This window comes from Roseococcus suduntuyensis (genome assembly GCF_014196305.1).
In the GTDB taxonomy this organism is placed as follows: domain Bacteria; phylum Pseudomonadota; class Alphaproteobacteria; order Acetobacterales; family Acetobacteraceae; genus Roseococcus; species Roseococcus suduntuyensis.
In genome coordinates this window covers 506,426-522,325 of sequence record NZ_JACIDJ010000002.1, presented here as the reverse complement: position 1 = coordinate 522,325, position 15,900 = coordinate 506,426, and the positions used below count along the sequence as shown (strand labels likewise).

General features: G+C 71.3%; 17 protein-coding genes. 5 read left to right on the top strand and 12 right to left on the bottom strand.

What is annotated here, in order from left to right; all coding sequences use genetic code 11:
• Positions 1-3: 3 nt before the first annotated feature.
• The 10 genes from thiL to GGQ83_RS08910 form a co-directional block, all read right to left on the bottom strand.
• Positions 4-945 (bottom strand): thiamine-phosphate kinase, encoded by a 942-nt coding sequence (thiL, locus tag GGQ83_RS08955; protein ID WP_184383425.1) that lies wholly within the window; start codon positions 943-945, stop codon positions 4-6.
• A complete protein-coding gene (gene nusB, locus GGQ83_RS08950; protein ID WP_184383424.1) occupies positions 942-1,448 on the bottom strand; it encodes a transcription antitermination factor NusB in 507 nt (168 codons plus the stop codon). Before nusB ends, thiL begins: the two co-directional genes overlap by 4 nt.
• Positions 1,445-1,939 (bottom strand): 6,7-dimethyl-8-ribityllumazine synthase, encoded by a 495-nt coding sequence (gene ribH / locus GGQ83_RS08945; RefSeq protein ID WP_184383423.1) that lies wholly within the window; start codon positions 1,937-1,939, stop codon positions 1,445-1,447. Before ribH ends, nusB begins: the two co-directional genes overlap by 4 nt.
• Positions 1,940-1,967: 28 nt before the next feature.
• A complete protein-coding gene (gene ribB / locus GGQ83_RS08940; protein WP_184383422.1) occupies positions 1,968-3,095 on the bottom strand; it encodes a 3,4-dihydroxy-2-butanone-4-phosphate synthase in 1,128 nt (375 codons plus the stop codon).
• The gene (locus tag GGQ83_RS08935) at positions 3,092-3,694 is read right to left on the bottom strand and encodes a riboflavin synthase (protein ID WP_184383421.1); all 603 of its coding nucleotides are present in this window, start codon (positions 3,692-3,694) and stop codon (positions 3,092-3,094) included. Before GGQ83_RS08935 ends, ribB begins: the two co-directional genes overlap by 4 nt.
• Before the next feature lies 1 nt (position 3,695).
• A complete protein-coding gene (gene ribD / locus GGQ83_RS08930) occupies positions 3,696-4,802 on the bottom strand; it encodes a bifunctional diaminohydroxyphosphoribosylaminopyrimidine deaminase/5-amino-6-(5-phosphoribosylamino)uracil reductase RibD (RefSeq protein ID WP_311727686.1) in 1,107 nt (368 codons plus the stop codon).
• 1 nt (position 4,803) lies between these two features.
• Positions 4,804-5,256 carry a transcriptional regulator NrdR gene (gene nrdR, locus GGQ83_RS08925; RefSeq protein WP_184383420.1) on the bottom strand — a complete coding sequence of 151 codons (453 nt, stop codon included), beginning with the start codon at positions 5,254-5,256 and terminating at the stop codon, positions 4,804-4,806.
• Positions 5,257-5,410: 154 nt separating this feature from the next.
• The gene (glyA, locus tag GGQ83_RS08920; protein WP_184383419.1) at positions 5,411-6,709 is read right to left on the bottom strand and encodes a serine hydroxymethyltransferase; all 1,299 of its coding nucleotides are present in this window, start codon (positions 6,707-6,709) and stop codon (positions 5,411-5,413) included.
• 77 nt (positions 6,710-6,786) lie between these two features.
• Positions 6,787-7,236, bottom strand: coding sequence for a ribose 5-phosphate isomerase B (rpiB, locus tag GGQ83_RS08915; protein ID WP_184383418.1), 450 nt, complete (start codon positions 7,234-7,236; stop codon positions 6,787-6,789).
• Between the two features lie 126 nt (positions 7,237-7,362).
• Positions 7,363-8,157: a dienelactone hydrolase family protein gene (locus GGQ83_RS08910; RefSeq protein ID WP_184383417.1), complete on the bottom strand. Its 795-nt coding sequence runs from the start codon at positions 8,155-8,157 to the stop codon at positions 7,363-7,365.
• 70 nt (positions 8,158-8,227) lie between these two features.
• Between GGQ83_RS08910 and GGQ83_RS08905 the strand changes: the two genes are divergently transcribed.
• Positions 8,228-9,229 carry an Acg family FMN-binding oxidoreductase gene (locus GGQ83_RS08905; protein ID WP_184383416.1) on the top strand — a complete coding sequence of 334 codons (1,002 nt, stop codon included), beginning with the start codon at positions 8,228-8,230 and terminating at the stop codon, positions 9,227-9,229.
• Positions 9,230-9,554: 325 nt separating this feature from the next.
• Positions 9,555-10,142 (top strand): 3'-5' exonuclease family protein, encoded by a 588-nt coding sequence (locus GGQ83_RS08900; RefSeq protein WP_184383415.1) that lies wholly within the window; start codon positions 9,555-9,557, stop codon positions 10,140-10,142.
• Between the two features lie 228 nt (positions 10,143-10,370).
• On the opposite strand, the gene GGQ83_RS08895 is transcribed toward GGQ83_RS08900, so the two are convergent.
• A complete protein-coding gene (locus tag GGQ83_RS08895; RefSeq protein WP_184383414.1) occupies positions 10,371-11,258 on the bottom strand; it encodes a 50S ribosomal protein L11 methyltransferase in 888 nt (295 codons plus the stop codon).
• Complete coding sequence (locus GGQ83_RS08890; protein WP_311727684.1) at positions 11,255-13,453, bottom strand: ATP-dependent helicase; 2,199 nt, start codon at positions 13,451-13,453, stop codon at positions 11,255-11,257. Before GGQ83_RS08890 ends, GGQ83_RS08895 begins: the two co-directional genes overlap by 4 nt.
• Before the next feature lie 83 nt (positions 13,454-13,536).
• Here GGQ83_RS08890 and GGQ83_RS08885 point away from each other — a divergent pair, with 83 nt between their 5' ends.
• From GGQ83_RS08885 to GGQ83_RS08875, 3 genes are all read left to right on the top strand, one after another.
• The gene (locus GGQ83_RS08885; RefSeq protein ID WP_184383412.1) at positions 13,537-14,451 is read left to right on the top strand and encodes a hypothetical protein; all 915 of its coding nucleotides are present in this window, start codon (positions 13,537-13,539) and stop codon (positions 14,449-14,451) included.
• A gap of 201 nt (positions 14,452-14,652) precedes the next feature.
• Positions 14,653-15,492 carry a Bug family tripartite tricarboxylate transporter substrate binding protein gene (locus GGQ83_RS08880; protein WP_184383411.1) on the top strand — a complete coding sequence of 280 codons (840 nt, stop codon included), beginning with the start codon at positions 14,653-14,655 and terminating at the stop codon, positions 15,490-15,492.
• Between the two features lie 14 nt (positions 15,493-15,506).
• Positions 15,507-15,896, top strand: coding sequence for a RidA family protein (locus tag GGQ83_RS08875; RefSeq protein WP_184383410.1), 390 nt, complete (start codon positions 15,507-15,509; stop codon positions 15,894-15,896).
• Positions 15,897-15,900 lie beyond the last annotated feature (4 nt).

The following is a 15,900-nucleotide window of genomic DNA, read 5'->3' as shown; positions in this document are numbered from 1 at the left end:
CGCTCACAGGTGGCTCCAGCCCAGGGTCGCGGGCGTGATGTCCTGGCCCGCCGCGTCGCGCAGCGTCACATGGGGTTCGCCTTGGGTGAAGCGACCCAGGCGCATGACGGGCGTGCGGGCGGCGGCGGCGGCGGCCTCGATGCGGGCGCGGTCCTGGGCGGCGGCGGCGAAGAGCAGTTCGTAGTCATCGCCGCCTGTCACCAGGGCCGCGATGGGTGCCGTGGTGTCGGAGACGGGCACGCGTGCGGCCTCGACTTCGGCCGCCACGCCGCCCGCGCGGCAGAGATGCGACAGGTCCTGCAACAGCCCGTCCGAGACATCCATGGCGGCATGGGCAAGGCCCCGGAGCGCGCGCCCCAGGGCGAGGCGTGGTTCAGGCAGGCGGTAGCGGCGGGCCAACGCGCCGTCCGGGTCCGGGCGTTCGCCCCGCGCCGCGCGCAGGCCGAGCCAGCCATCGCCGATGCGCCCGCTCACCCAGATGTCATCGCCCGCCCGCGCGCCCTCGCGCCGCAGCGCCTGCCCGCGCGGGACCGTGCCCAGGATGGTCAGCGACAAGGTGAGCGGCCCGGGGGTGGAGACCGTGTCGCCCCCCAGCACCGAGAGGCCGAATTCCCGCTGGTCCTCCAGCAACCCGGCCGCGAAACCCGCCACCCATTCATCGGGCGTCCCGCGGGGCAGGGCCACGGTCATCAGGTAGCCCAGCGGGTCGGCGCCCATGGCGGCCAGGTCGGACAGGTTCACCCGCAGCAGCTTGCGCCCGATGGTCTGGGCCGGGTCGTCGGGCAGGAAATGCACGCCGGCCACCATGGCATCGGCCGCCAGCACCAGTTCCTGGCCGGCGGGCGGCGTCAGCAGCGCCGCGTCATCGGCGAGGTCCAGCGCCCCTTCCCCCGCCAGCGGCCGGAAGTGCCGGCCGATGAGGGAGAACTCCGGGGGCAAACTCACTGCCGGGCGAACTCCTCCGCGCGGAAGCTGCGGGCCATGGCGTCCAGCACGCCGTTGCAGAAGCGCGGTTCCTCGCCGCCGAAGAAGCCATGGGCGATGTCCATGTACTCCTTGATGACGACGCGGGCGGGCGGGCCGCCCATGTCGCGCATCTCGCCGCCGGCGGCGCGCAGGATGGCGCGCAGCACGGGGTCGAGGCGGTTCAGTGCCCAGCCCTGGGCCAGGTGCTGGGTGATGACCTGGTCCAGGTCATCGGGGTTGGTGGCGGCGCCGCGCAGCACGCGCGCGAAGAGCGAGACATCGGCGGCCTCCACGCGCCCATCCTCGAAGCCCTCCTGGCCCGGAAGGGAGCCCAGGCGGTGGCGGACGAACTGGTCCAGCACCGTCTCCACGCTCTCGCCCGACTGCTCGGCCTGGAACAGCGCCTGCACGGCGGCCACGCGCGCGCCCGTGCGGGGGCGGGCGGGGTTTCCCGTGGGGCGGGGCTGGGGGCGCGGCTTCACGCCAGCCCCCAGCGGCGGCGCAGGCCCAGCTGCATCAGCGCGGCCTGCGCGGCCTCGGCGCCCTTGTTGTGGTGGTCGTCGCGCGAGCGGGCGATGGCCTGGTCCTCGGTGTGGACGGTCAGCAGGCCACAGCCGATGGCGGCGCCGGTTTCGGCCGAGATCTGCATCACGCCCGACATCGCCTCGCGGCAGATGTGGTCGTAATGGTCCGTCTCGCCGCGGATGACGCAGCCCAGCAGCACGAAGGCATCCCAGCGGGGGGCGGGGTTGGGGGGCGCGTTCAGCGCCATGCGGAGGGTGGCGGGCAATTCATAGGCGCCGGCCACGTCCACGATGTCCAGGCTCGCGCCGGCCTCGGCGGCCACGCGCTCCACGCCGGCGCGCATGCCGCCCACGATCTCGGCGTAATAGGGCGCCTGGATCAGCAGCAGGCGGGGGGCGGGGCCATCGAGGCGGATGGTCTCGCGGGCGGGGGCGTCGGCGGTGCTCATGGGCGCGTTCCGGGGATCGTGGGGAACATCACCGTTGCTTCTCCCCGGCGAGAGGACGGGTCTCGACCACGCGCAGCCCCCAGCCTTCCAGCCCCACCAGCGGGCGCGGGTGGTTGGACAGGCGGATGATGTCGGTGACACCCAGGTCGGCCAGGATCTGCGCGCCGATGCCATAGTCGCGCAGCATGGGCTGGCCCGAAGGCAGGCGCTCGGCGCGGAGCTGGCTGGACAGCCCATCGCGCCGCCAGTCGCGCAGGATGACGACCACGCCGCGCCCCTCGGCCGCGATGGCCTCCATGGCCGCGTGCAGCTCGAAGATCGAGCGCCCCACCACCATGTCGTTCAGCAGGTTGCCGGCGTGCATCCGGGCCAGGACCGGCTCCGGCCCGGTGATGTCGCCCTTCACCAGGGCGATGTGCTCGCCCCGCTCCAGGCCGGATTCATAGACATAGAGCTTCCATTCGCCGCCGATGGCGTTGCGGATGGTGCCCTCCTCCACGCGCTTGGCCATGCGCTCGGTGCGGCGGCGATGGGCGATCAGGTCCGCGATGGTGCCGAGCTTCAGGCCATGGTGCTGCGCGAAGGCCACCAGGTCCGGCAGGCGGGCCATGGTGCCGTCATCGTTCATGATCTCGCAGATCACGCCCGAGGGGTTGAGGCCCGCCAGCCGCGCGAAATCCACCGCGGCTTCGGTGTGGCCGGCGCGGACCAGCGTGCCGCCCTCGCGCGCCACGAGCGGGAAGACATGGCCCGGGGTCACGATGTGCTCGCGCCCCAGTTCGGGGTTGATTGCGACGGCCACGGTGCGCGCGCGGTCGGCGGCGCTGATGCCCGTGGTCACGCCGTCGCGCGCCTCGATGGAGACGGTGAAGGCCGTCTGATGCCGCGTGCCGTTGGACTGCGCCATCAGTGGCAGGCCCAGCTGCTCCACCCGCTGCCGCGTCATGGCGAGGCAGATCAGCCCGCGCGCGTGGCGGGCCATGAAGTTGATGGCATCGGGGGTCGCGAACTGGGCGGGAATGACGAGGTCGCCCTCATTCTCGCGGTCCTCGTCATCCACCAGGATGAACATGCGGCCGCGCCGCGCCTCCTCGAGCAGCTCCTCGGTGGGGGTGATGAATTCATGGAGGCTGGTGGTGGTGGTCTGGACGCTCACGCGCGGAACTCCATCAGGCGGGCCACGTAGCGCGCCAGCGTGTCGATTTCGAGGTTCACCGCATCGCCGGGCTGCAGCGTGCCGAAGCTGGTCACGGCGGCGGTGTGGGGGATGATGTTCACCCCGAATTCCAGCCCGTCAACCTCATTGACCGTCAGCGAGACGCCATCGATGGCGATGCTGCCCTTCACCGCGATGTGCGGCGCCACATGGGCCGGCGCGCGGAAGCGCCAACGCACCGAGGCGTTCTCGGGCGTCGCGGCCACCACCTCGCCCACCCCGTCCACATGGCCGGACATGAGGTGCCCGCCCAGCTCGTCGCCGAGCTTCAGGGACCGCTCCAGGTTGATGCGCCGCCCGGGCTTCCAGGCGCCGAGCGTGGTCTTGGAGAGCGTCTCCGCGCTGGCATTGGCGGAAAAACTGTCGGCGTAGAGGTCCACCGCCGTGAGGCAGGCGCCCGAGCAGGCGATGGAACAGCCCACCACCGCGCCGGCCAGGAATTCCGGCTCCACGCCGATGACCAGGCGCATGTCGTGCCCGCCGCCGATGGGCTGCACCTCGCGCAGGCTGCCCAGCGCCGTGACGATCCCCGTGAACATCTCAGCCAGGCTCCTTTTCGAACTCGGTCATCACATCCTCGCCCACCGCCGCGACCGACACACGCCGGAAGCGGGGCATGCGCGCCAGCGGCGCGACGTGCAAGGGGCCGGCGCTCGGCCAGCCCTCGGCACCCATCACGCCCGGAGCGTGGAACCAGACCAGCCGGTCCACCAGCCCCGCCGCGAGCAGCCCGGCGGCGAGCCCCGCGCCGCCCTCCACCAGCACGCGGGTGACGCCGCGCGTGCCCAATGCGGACAGCATGGCCTTGGGCAGCAGACCCCCACCCGGCGCGCGGCGGATCGCGATGACCTGCACGCCCGCGCGGATATAGGGCGAAAGCACGGAAGGGCGATGCCCCGAACCCGTCAGCAGCCATGTGGGGTGGGCGGGGGCGTCGCGCACCAGGCGCGCGCCGGGGGGCGTGCGCAGCCGCGCATCGGCCACCACGCGCAGCATGGGCACGGGATCGAGCCCCGCGATGCGGCAGGTCAGGTCCGGGTCATCCGCGATCACGGTGCCGCTGCCCACCATCACCGCGTCATGCCGGGCGCGGAGGGCATGGACCGCGCGGCGCGCCTCGGCGCCCGTGATCCAGCGGCTTTCGCCGGTGGCGGTGGCGATGCGCCCGTCCAGCGTGGCGGCGAGCTTGAGCGTCACCAAAGGCCGCCCCTGGGTGATGCGGTTCACGAAGCCCGCGTTCAGCCGCGCGGCCTCGGCGCCGAAGAGGCCCTCCTCGACCGCGATGCCCGCCTCGCGCAGCCGCACGAAGCCGCGGCCATCCACCCGCGCATCGGGGTCGCGCATGGCGACCACCACGCGCGCGACGCCGGCGCGGATCAGCGCATCGCAGCAGGGGGGCGTGCGGCCGTAATGGGAACAGGGTTCGAGGGTGACATAGGCGGTGGCGCCGCGGGCGGCCTCGCCGGCGCGGGTCAGCGCCTCCACCTCCGCATGGGGGCGGCCGCCGGGCTGGGTCCAGCCGCGGCCCACCACCTGGCCGTCACGCACCAGCACGCAGCCGACCGCGGGGTTGGGCCAGGTGTTGCCAAGGCCCCGCGCCGCGAGCCGGAGTGCGGCGCGCATATGGGCCTCGTCCTCCGCCGCCACGTCAGGGCTTCTCGAGGTCGCTGAGGAAGGCGCCGAAATCCTTGGCCTCGGAGAAATTCTGGTAGACGGAGGCGAAGCGCACATAGGCCACCTCGTCCACGCCGCGCAGTGCCTCCATCACCATCTCGCCGATGCGTCGGGAGGGGATTTCGGCCTCGGTCTCCATCTCCAGGCGGCGCTGGATGCCGTTCACGACGCGCTCGATCCGTTCATCGTCCACGGGGCGCTTGCGGCAGGCGATGCGGATGGACTTCGCCATCTTGTCGCGGTCGAAGGGCACGCGGCGGCCATCGGACTTGGTGACGACGAGTTCCTTGAGCTGCACCCGCTCGAAGGTGGTGAAGCGGTTGCCGCAGGCCGGGCAGAAGCGGCGGCGGCGGATGGAGGAGCCGTCCTCGGAGGGGCGGCTGTCCTTCACCTGGGTGTCGTCGTTACCACAGTAGGGGCAGCGCATTGTTTATGCCCTCAAGCGCCGGGCGCGCGCTTCGCGCGCTTGGCTTCGCCGCGCTGCGGGTGCGCCAAGCTGCGCGGTCAGTTGGGCGGCGCCGGCCGCGTTGCGGCCGGAGCGTGGGGAAGGACCGCTGGTTTTGCGGCGTGGCGCCATCTGCTCAGTAGATCGGGAAGCGCTGGCACAGCGCCTTCACATCCTTCGCCACCGCCTGTTCCACCGCGCTGTTCGCCTCGGGGTCGTTGGCCTGGGCCAGCCCGTCCAGCACGCGCACGATCATGCGGCCCACTTCGCGGAATTCGGCTTCGGTGAAGCCGCGCGTGGTGCCGGCGGGCGTGCCGAGGCGCACGCCGCTCGTCACCATGGGCTTGGCCGGGTCGAAGGGGATGGCGTTCTTGTTGCAGGTCAGGTGCGCACGGCCCAACGCGGCTTCCGCCGCCTTGCCGGTCAGGTTCTTCGGCCGCAGGTCCACCAGCATCAGGTGGCTGTCCGTGCCGCCCGAGACGATGGCCAGCCCGCCCTTCACCAGTTCATCGGCGAGCGCCCGGGCATTGGCCACCACCTGCTTCGCATAGGCGCGGAATTCGGGGCGGAGCGCCTCGCCAAAGGCCACGGCCTTGGCGGCGATGACATGCATCAGCGGCCCGCCCTGGAGCCCTGGGAACATCGCGGAATTGATCTTCTTCGAGATGGCCTCGTCATTGGTCAGCACCAGGCCACCACGCGGCCCGCGCAGGGTCTTGTGGGTGGTGGTGGTCGTCACATGCGCGTGCGGCACGGGCGAAGGATAGGCACCCGCCGCCACCAGCCCCGCGTAATGGGCCATGTCCACCATCAGGATGGCGCCGATCTCATCGGCCACGGCGCGGAAGCGGGCGAAATCGATCTCGCGCGAATAGGCGGAACCGCCGGCGATGATCAGCTTGGGCCTGTGCTCGCGCGCCAGGCGCTCCATCGTCTCGTAGTCCAGCAGGCCATCGGCCTCGCGCACGCCATAGGCGATGGGCTTGAACCACTTGCCGGAGAAGTTCACCGGGGCGCCATGCGTCAGGTGCCCACCGGCGGCCAGGTCCATCGCCAGGAAGCTGTCGCCGGGCTGGAGCAGGGCGAAGAACACGGCCAGGTTCGCGCTGGCGCCGCTATGCGGCTGCACATTGGCAAACGCGGCGCCGAAGAGCTGCTTCGCGCGCTCGATGGCCAGCGTCTCGGCCACGTCCACATATTCGCAGCCGCCATAGTAGCGGCGGCCGGGATAACCCTCGGCATATTTGTTGGTCAGCACCGAGCCCTGCGCCTCCAGCACGGCGCGGCTGACGATGTTCTCCGAGGCGATCAGCTCGATGCCGTCCTGCTGGCGCACCAGCTCCTGGCCGATGGCGGCGGCGATCTCGGGGTCGCTCTCGGCGACGGGCGCCTGGAAGAAGCGGGCGGGGAGGAAGCGGGCGGTGCTCTCGTTCATCGGCCTGGCCTTTTCTCGGGCGGAATCGCTGGCTGCCCCGGCATTACCACAGGGCGCGACGCAAGGGATATGGGCGCTCAGCCGGCCATGGCGAGCGTGGAGGGCGCGAGCTTGGCCAGGCGGTTGTCATGCCGCCCGCCCTCGTAACCCGTGGCGAGAAAGGCGGCCAGCGCGTCCAGCGCCACCTCCACCCCCGTGGTGCGGGCGCCGAAGCAGGCGATGTTCGCGTCATTGTGGGCGCGGGTCAGCCGCGCCTCGGTGGCATCATGCAGGACGGCGGCGCGGATGCCGGGGTGCCGGTTGGCCGCGATCGCCATGCCGATGCCGCTGCCGCAGACTAGCACGCCGAAGCGCGCGCAGCCCGCGGCCACCTGGCGCGACACCGCATGGGCGAAGTCCGGATAGTCCACGCTGTCGGGGCCATGGGTCCCGGCGTCGAGCACCGAATGGCCCTGGGCCTCCAGCGCGGTCTTGAGGGCCTGCTTCAGCGGCAGGCCGGCATGGTCGGAGCCGATGGCGATGATCATGCCTGGTCGCTTACCAATTCCGTGGCCCGGCATGAAGCGCGCAACCGGCATGGCGCAATCGCGCCCCAAGCAGGTTAGGGCCGCGCGTTCCGCGTGCCCTCTACTGCCGCGCGTGCCGCACGCCCTCTACTGCCGCGCGTTCCGCGCGAGGAACTCCATCACCGCCGCGCGGGACGCCACCCGCGCCGCCGGATCGGGGCCGGCCGTCACCTGGCGGCCATCGTGCAGGGTCACGCGGCGCAGCGCCACCGTGTCCGGCGCGTCGAAGGCGTGATGGGCGCCGGCGTAGAGGTCATAGGCCATGCGGCCCCCGGCGCGGGACGCCAGTTCCACGCAGCGGAAGGCGGGCGTCCAATCATCGGCGTCGCCCAGTTGCATCAGCAGGGGCGCGGTGCCGCGGGGCTGCCAGCCGCGCCCCATGGGGCCCGGCCCGCAGCCGGGGTAGAAGGCGATGGCCGCCGAAAGCGCCCCGGGCTCGGCCCGCGCCCAGGCATGGAGCGTGGTGCTGCCGCCATGCGACCAGCCCAGCAGCACCGGCGCGCCGCGGTTCCACGGCTGCGCCGCCGCCCAGTCGCGCGCGGCCAGGGCATCGCCGGCGCGCAAGGAAGGCGGGGCGGGGTGGTCGGCGCGGCCGCAGGCGGGGCCGAGGTCGCGGCTGCCGAAGCTGTCGGGAAAGACCACCGGATGCCCCGCCGCCACCAGCAGCGCCACCCATTCGCGCTCCCGTGCCGAAAGCCGGGGCGGGCGCGCGGCCCCACCCAGCCCGCCGCAGCCATGCAGGGCTATGATGGTCGGGCGCGTGGCCTCGGCGGGGCGTTCCAGGATGGCGCGCAGCGGGGCCCCCTCAGGGCCGGGAAGGGCGATGACCTCGGCCCGCGCGGGCAGCGCGAGCAGCAGGAGAAGGGCAGCCAAGCGTCGCATGGCGGCAGCCTCCCGCAGGGCTTGCGCCGGCGCAAGGGCATGCGCCGGCACATGTTCCATACTGCCGGGCATGACCGACCCCTGGACCCTCTCCGCCGATGGTTTCGCCGGCCTCGCCACGCCGCGGGCCCGGCTGCTTGTGCTGGCGGGCCATGCCATCCTGGCTCCCTCCTCGCACAACACCCAGCCCTGGCGGTTCCGCCTGGGCGCCGATCGGCTGGACCTGCTGGCCGACCGCAGCCGCGCCCTGCCGGTGGTGGACCCTGAGGACCGGGCGCTGGTCATCTCCTGCGGCGCGGCACTCGGCCATCTGCGCGTGGCGGCCGAGGCGCTGGGGCAGGGGCTGGACGTCACCCTCCTGCCCGAGCCGGCGGAGCCTGACCTGCTGGCGCGCATTCTGCCCGGCCCTGTCCGCGCGCCCATGCGGGCCGAATTGCTGGCCGCCATCCATGCCCGCCGCACCACCCGCGCCGCCTTCACCACCGAAGCTTTGGCGCAGCCGCTCCCCTTGGCCGAGGCACCGGGCGTCACCCTGCATTGGCGCACCGCGCCGGCCGAGCGCCACGCCATCGCGGAGCTCGTGGCGGAAGGGGATCGCGCGCAGATGGCCGACCCTGGCTTCCGGGGCGAACTCGCCGCCTGGGTGCGGTCCCGCCACGCCGCCTCGCGCGATGGCATGTCGGGTGCCGCCTTCGGCATGCCGGACCTGCTCAGCTTCATGGGCGCCATGGCCATCCGCCGCTTCGACATGGGCGCGGGGCAGGCGGCGCACGACATGGCGCTGGCCGAGAATTCCCCCGCGCTGGGCGTCCTCACCACGCCGGGCGACACCCCGCGCGACTGGCTGCGGGCCGGCGAGGCGCTGAGCCGCGCCACCCTGGCGCTGACCGCCGCCGGGCTGAAGCATTCCTACCTGAACCAGCCCATCGAGGTGCCGGCGCTGCGCCTGAAGCTCGCCGCGCTGCTGGGCACGCGCGAATTCCCGCAAATCCTGCTGCGCGCCGGGTATGGGCCGGACATCAGCCCCTCCGTCCGCCGCCCGCTGGAGGAGGTTCTGGTGGAGGCCGGATAGCGTCTGATCGCCTTCGGTGGAATCACCGAAGGCGTGAATCAGTCGCTCAGCCATACAGCGTCTGATCGGCTTCGGTGGACTCGCCGAAGGCGTGAATCAGCCGCGCAGCCATACAGCGTCTGATCGGCTTCGGTGGAATCACCGAAGGCGTGAATCAGCCGCTCAGCCATACAGCGTCTGATCGGCTTCGGTGGAATCACCGAAGGCGTGAATCAGCCGCTCAGCCATTACGAAAGCATGATCAACGAAGGTTGATCATGCTGTAGCCGCCCCTTCCAGCCACACCGCTGTCCCGGCACTGTGGCGCTTTGCCGGAGGTGCGCGCGTGCTGATCCATGTGGTGACGGATATCGAGACGGATGGGCCCGATCCCGGCATCCATTCCATGATCAGCCTGGCCGCCGTCGCCTGCGATGAAACAGGGGCGCGCCTGTCCCACCTGGCCCTCAACCTCGAACCCATCCCCGGCCATGCCGCCGACCCGGGCACGATGGACTGGTGGAACACCGAACCCGAAGCCTGGACCGCGACCCTCTCCAACCGCCTGCCCCCCGCCGAGGCCATCGCCCGCTACGTCGCCTGGGTGCGCGGCCTGGGCGGCACGCCGGTCTTCACGGCCTACCCCCTCATCTTCGACGGGGCCTGGGTGGACTGGTACCTGCGCCGCTACGCCAGCCTGCGCCTGCTGACCGCGCCGCGCAGCACGGAGACCCTTTTCCTGGGCGGAGGCCTCGACATCGCCTCCTTCGCCCTGGGCCGCACCGGCCTCGACTACGACAGCCTGACCCACAAGACCTTCCCGGAGAGCTGGCTGGGCGGACACCCCCATTCCCATGTCGCCCTCGACGACGCCGAAGGCTACGCCCACCTCCTGGGCACACTGCTGCGCGGCGAAGGGGAAGAGCGGCGCTGAGGGCGCTGGCGGGGGCTGCCGCCCCCGAACCCCCGCCAGGGGCCATGGGCCCCTGACCCCGCGTGTGATGGCCATTTGCAGGGAGGGGCGTGGCGTGTTCGTGATCACAGGCGCGCCCGTGACGCCCCTCCCTGCAAATGGCCATGAGACGGGTTCCGAGGGCCTGGGCCCTCGGCGGGAGGGGTCTGGGGAGGGCGGCGCCCTCCCCAGCGGCGCCCAGTGCCGCTCTTATCCCCTCCGCCGCAGCACCAGGGTCGCCCAGGGGGAGAGCGAAATCCGGCGTTCCAGGACCAGGCCTTGGCGGCGGTGGGCGGCGAGGACCATCTGGACCTGGCTGTCGAGCAGCCCGGCCAGGATGGCGCGGCCGCCCGGGGCGAGGTGTTGGGCCAGGTCCTTGGCCATGGCGCACAGGGGGCGCGCCAGGATGTTGGCGAAGACGAGGTCATAGGGCGCGCGGGCGTGGATCTCGCGGTGGTTCCAGCCGAGCGCGAGCACCGCGCGGATGCGCCCGCGCAGCCCGTTGGCGACGGCGTTCTCCTCGGCCACGCGCACCGACCAGGGGTCGAGGTCGCTGGCCAGCACGCGCACATGGGCGAGCTTGGCCGCCCCCATGGCGAGGATGCCGCTGCCCGCGCCCAGGTCCAGCACGCGGGCATTGGGCGGCAGGCGCAGGGCTTCGAGGGCGGTGAGGCAGCCACGGGTGGAGGAATGCTCGCCCGAGCCGAAAGCGAGGCCCGCATCCAGCGTCAGCACGTGGCGCCCCCAGACGCGCCGCTGCTCGGCATGGGAGGGGCGCACGAGGAAGCGGGTGGCGATGGGCTGTTCGGGAAAGGCCTCGACGGTGCGGGCGAGCCAGCCCTCGGCCTCGGTGGGATTGCGGGCGAGGGTCGCGTCATGGCCGGTGAGGCCGGCGGCGAGCGCCAGCGCGGCGGACAGCGCATCCTGGTCGGCCGTCGCCTCGCGCACCGCCTCGATGCGCCAGGTGTCGGTGGCCTCGTCGCGGAAGAGGGCGACCGTGGCGCTGACGGCCTGGAGCGCGGCCTCATAGGCCGGCACCGCCTCGTCCGGAAGCTGGTCGAGGATGAGGGTTTCGAGGGGTTGGATGTGGCGTTTCATGCGGGATCCACGAAGCGGTCGAGGACGCGCTTTTGGCCCGCCTTCTCGAATGCGATGTCGAGCTTGTCATCCTCGACGGCGATGACGCGGCCATAGCCGAATTTCTGGTGGAAGACGCGCTGGCCCGCGGCGAAGCCGCCCTCGCGCGCGGGACGGGCCGCGACCTCCCAGGCGCCGGCCTCGATCAGCCGCGGGCGGCGCTGGCTGGACAGCGGCCCCGCGCCGAAGACGGAGCTGGGGATGTGGCGGACGGGCTCCGCGCCCTCCCGCACCACCTCGTCCGGCGGCAACTCGTCGAGAAAGCGCGAGGGGATGGTGCTGGTCCAGTTGCCATAGATGCGCCGGTTGGCGGCATGGCTGATGATGCAGTGCCGCCGCGCGCGGGTGATGCCGACATAGGCGAGGCGGCGTTCCTCCTCCAGGCTCTTGTTGCCGCCCTCATCCAGGCTGCGCTGGCTGGGGAAGAGGCCCTCCTCCCAGCCCGGCAGGAAGACCATGTCGAATTCCAGCCCCTTGGCCGCGTGCAGCGTCATCAGCGACACGCGCGCCCCCTCCGCGTTCTGGTCGTTCTCCATGACGAGGGCGATGTGTTCCAGGAAGGCGGCCATGGTGCCGAAATCGCCCATGGCGCAGAGCAGTTCCTTGAGGTTGTCGAGGCGGCCGGGCGCCTCCGGCGTGCGGTCCAGCTTCCACATCTCGATATAGCCGCTCTCCTCCAGGATCTGGGAGGCGACGACGACGTGGCCGAGGGATTCCAGGCCCGCATGCCAGCGCGCGAAGCCCTCCAGCAATTCGCGGAGCGCGGCGCGGGGGCGGGGACGGAGCGCGTCTGTCTGGATCAATCCACCCGCCGCGATCCGCAGCGGCACGCCCTGTTCGCGCGCGGCGCGGTGCAGCGTGGCCAGCGCCGTGTCACCCAGGCCGCGCTTGGGGGTGTTCACGATGCGCTCGAAGGCCAGGTCATCGGCCGGGTTCACCATGGCGCGGAAATAGGCGATGGCGTCGCGAATTTCCTGGCGTTCGTAGAACTTGGCGCCGCCATAGACGCGATAGGGAATGCCCTGCGTGACCAGGCGTTCCTCGAAGCTGCGCGTCTGGAAGCCCGCACGCACGAGGATGGCGATTTCGCTCAGGTCCTGGCCCGCGCGCTGCGCCTCCTCGATGCGGCCGCCCACCATGCGCGCCTCCTCCTCGCTGTCCCACAGCGAGACGACGCGGACCTTCTCACCCGAGGCATCGGCGCGGCCGGGGCGGAGCGTCTTGCCCAGCCGGCCCTCGTTCTTCGCGATGAGGCCCGAGGCGGCGGCGAGGATGGGGCGGGAGGAACGGTAGTTGGCCTCCAGCCGCACGATGACGGCGCCCGGGAAATCCTTCTCGAAGCGCAGGATGTTCTCGATCTCGGCGCCGCGCCAGGAATAGATGGACTGGTCGTCATCGCCCACGCAGCAGATGTTCCTGTGCCCCTGCGCGAGCAGCCGCAGCCAGAGATACTGGACGAGGTTCGTGTCCTGGTATTCGTCCACCAGGATGTAGCGGAACAGGCGGTGGTAGCGTTCCAGCACCTCGGGGTTGGTGCGGAGAATCTCGGTCACATGCAGCAGCAGGTCGCCGAAATCGGCGGCGTTGAGCGCGACCAGCCGCGCCTGGTAGGCGGCGTAGAGGGCTTCGGCGCGGTTGTTCGCGTAGTCCGAGGTCTCGGCCACGGGAATGCGGCCGGGTGTCAGCCCGCGGTCCTTCCAGCGCTGGATGATGCCCATGAGGCCGGCCACGGGCCAGCGCTTCATGTCCACGCCGCCGGCTTCCATCACCTGCTTGAGCAGCCGCGTCTGGTCGTCGGGGTCGAGGATGGTGAAGTCGGATTTCAGCCCCACCAGCTCCGCATGGCGGCGCAGCATGCGGGCGGCGAGCGCATGGAAGGTGCCGAGCCACAGCCCCTCCACCGGGCGGCCGATGATGGCGCCGACCCGCTCGCGCATCTCGCGCGCGGCCTTGTTGGTGAAAGTGACGGAGAGCACCTGGTGCGGCTGGGCACGCCCCGTCATCAGCAGATGGGCGAAGCGCGTGGTCAGTACGCGGGTCTTGCCCGTGCCGGCGCCCGCCAGCACCAGCAGCGGCCCGTCGAGGGTTTCGACGGCGGCGCGCTGCTCCGGGTTCAGGCGGGACAGGTATTCGGAGGGGGACGGTGTTGCGGACACCGGGGGGGTATAGAACACTGCCCCTGGCCCACCAACCGCGCGGAGGAACGCCCCTGATCCGGACCTTCCTCGAAGGCTGCGCCATGCGCGGCGCGCAGCTCCTGGCGGCCGCGATCTTCGTGGGGCTCTTCGTGCCCCCGCTGGCCGCCCTGTTCCGCGACGCGATCACGGCCGTGGTCTTCTTCCTGATGGTGCTGGTGCTGCTGCGCGTGGACCCGGCGCAGGTGCTGGCCTATTTGCGCCGGCCGGTGCTGGTGGGGGCCATGCTGCTGTTCCTGCTGGTGGCCTGTCCGGTGCTGGCCTGGGCGGTGGTGAGCGCCATGGGGTTCAGCGGCGGGCTGGCCGCGGGGCTGGTGGTGGTGGCCACGGGGTGCGCCGCCACCTCCTCGCCCGCCTTCGCGCGGCTGGTGGGGCTGGATGGGGAGATCGCGCTGGTCGTGTCCCTGCTCTCCACCCTGCTGGTGCCCTTCACCGCGCCGCCGCTGGCCTTGGGCCTGATGGGCATAGACCTCGCCATTTCCTTGCAGGGGTTGATGCTGCGGCTGGCCTTGCTGGTGGGGCTGCCGCTGGTGATCTCCATCATCCTGCGGCGCATGATGGGGCCGGTGCGGCTGGGCTATTGGGGCCGGTCGGTGGACGGGGCCGTGGTGCTGCTGGTGGTGTTCTACGGCTTCGGCGTGATGGATGGCGTGCTGGCGCTATTGCTGGCCGACCCCGTGCTGGTGCTGGGCGGCATCGCGCTGGCCTTCGCGGGGATGCTGGGGCTGAACCTGATCACGGCGCTGGCCTTTAGGGGGGCGGGGCTGCGGCTGGGGCTGTCGGCGGGGCTTCTCTCGGGGAACCGGAACATGGCGCTCTACCTGGCCGTGCTGCCGGCGGCGACGGACCCGCTGGTGCTGCTGTTCCTGGTGCTCTGCCAGTTTCCCCTGTTTCTCAGCCCCTTCCTGTTGCGGCCCATTTATGCACGTCTTCTGGGCAAAGGCGCGATTGTGACCTGAGGACTGCTTGACGCACTGGCAGGGTGCCCACAGGCTTGTCATCTCCATCGAGGGATTTCGGGCATGGGTTTCTCCCGCCGGGCCGGTTTGCTGGCCTCCCCCTTCCTCCTGCCGGGCCTGGCCAGTGCCCAAGGGGGAGGGGCTGGATGGGCACCGACCCAGCCACTTCGCGTCATCATCCCCTTTCCGCCGGGCGGCACCATGGACCCCGTTGTGCGCCTCGCGCAGGACATCCTGGCGGCCGATCTGGGGCGGCCCGTGGTGGTGGAGCACCGGCCGGGCGGAGCGACCGTGGTGGGCACCATCGAATTGCAGCGCGCGGCCCCCGATGGCCACACCATGCTGATGATCGCGAACAGCTTTTCCGCGAACGTCACGCTGCGGCCCAACACCCCCTACCAGGGGCTTCGTGACTTCGCGCCGCTGGTGATGGCGACCGTGGTGCCGCATGTGCTGGCCGTTCACCCCTCGGTCGCGCGCGACTTCGCGGGCTTTCTGGAGGCGGCGCGCCGGCCGGGGCAGGGGATGAGCTTCGGCTCCTACGGCATCGGCACCTCCAACCATCTGGGCGGCGAGCAGTTCCGCGAGCTGGCGGGGCTCAACGCCACCCATGTGCCCTATAGCGGCTCCAGCCAGGCCAATACGGACCTCATCGGCGGGCGGCTGCAATTCATGTTCGCGAACCTGCCGGACATGATCCCGCTGGTGCAGTCGGGGCGCGTCGTGGCGGTGGGCATCTCCAACGAGACCCGCGCGCGCGAATTGCCCGACGTGCCCACCATGGCGGAGCTCGGCTTCCCGCTGGTGCTGTCGGATTCCTGGTTCGGCCTCATCACCCGCGCCGAGGTGCCCGCCCCCGCCCGCGCCCGGCTTGAGGCCGCCTGGGTGGCCGCCCTGGCCCGACCCGAGGTGAAGGCGCGGCTGGAGGAACAGGGCTTCACCGTGCTGGCGCGGCCCTCCGCGCAGTTCGGCACGGAAATCCGCCGCTATGCCGAGACCTATGCGCAGGTGATCCGCGCCAACAACATCACCGTGAACTGAGGAAGGAACGCCACATGACGCCGCTGGAACACATCTTCCCCGAGGGCGAGTTCAAGGTCTCGGCCCCGCTCTCGCCCGCCGTGCGCTGCGGCAACCAGCTCTGGATCTCTGGCATCCCGGCCTATGACGCGGAGGGCAAGCTGGCGGTGGGCGATTTCACCGCGCAGATGAACCAGGTGATGGCCATCATCACCAAGATCCTGAAGGAGGCCGGCGCGGGCTGGGACCGGGTGGTGAAGGTGAACGTCTTCCTCACGCGCCGCGAGGATTTCGAGGAGATGAACCGCATCTACGCGGCCCATTTCCCGGACGGGAAATACCCCGCCCGCACCACCTGCATCGTCTATTCCCTGCCGCGCCCCAATTTCCTGCTGGAGATCGAGTGCACGGCGGTGCTGGACTGACCCT

What these genes read in the sequence shown, in the direction of transcription:
- glyA (WP_184383419.1), bottom strand. Translation starts at nt 6,709, where the DNA reads ATGAACGAGAGCACCGCCCGCTTCCTCCCCGCCCGCTTCTTCCAGGCG.
- nrdR (WP_184383420.1), bottom strand. Translation starts at nt 5,256, where the DNA reads ATGCGCTGCCCCTACTGTGGTAACGACGACACCCAGGTGAAGGACAGC.
- GGQ83_RS08910 (WP_184383417.1), bottom strand. Translation starts at nt 8,157, where the DNA reads ATGCGACGCTTGGCTGCCCTTCTCCTGCTGCTCGCGCTGCCCGCGCGG.
- ribH (WP_184383423.1), bottom strand. Translation starts at nt 1,939, where the DNA reads ATGAGCACCGCCGACGCCCCCGCCCGCGAGACCATCCGCCTCGATGGC.
- GGQ83_RS08935 (WP_184383421.1), bottom strand. Translation starts at nt 3,694, where the DNA reads ATGTTCACGGGGATCGTCACGGCGCTGGGCAGCCTGCGCGAGGTGCAG.
- GGQ83_RS08905 (WP_184383416.1), top strand. Translation starts at nt 8,228, where the DNA reads ATGACCGACCCCTGGACCCTCTCCGCCGATGGTTTCGCCGGCCTCGCC.
- rpiB (WP_184383418.1), bottom strand. Translation starts at nt 7,236, where the DNA reads ATGATCATCGCCATCGGCTCCGACCATGCCGGCCTGCCGCTGAAGCAG.
- GGQ83_RS08895 (WP_184383414.1), bottom strand. Translation starts at nt 11,258, where the DNA reads ATGAAACGCCACATCCAACCCCTCGAAACCCTCATCCTCGACCAGCTT.
- GGQ83_RS08880 (WP_184383411.1), top strand. Translation starts at nt 14,653, where the DNA reads ATGGACCCCGTTGTGCGCCTCGCGCAGGACATCCTGGCGGCCGATCTG.
- GGQ83_RS08875 (WP_184383410.1), top strand. Translation starts at nt 15,507, where the DNA reads ATGACGCCGCTGGAACACATCTTCCCCGAGGGCGAGTTCAAGGTCTCG.
- GGQ83_RS08885 (WP_184383412.1), top strand. Translation starts at nt 13,537, where the DNA reads ATGCGCGGCGCGCAGCTCCTGGCGGCCGCGATCTTCGTGGGGCTCTTC.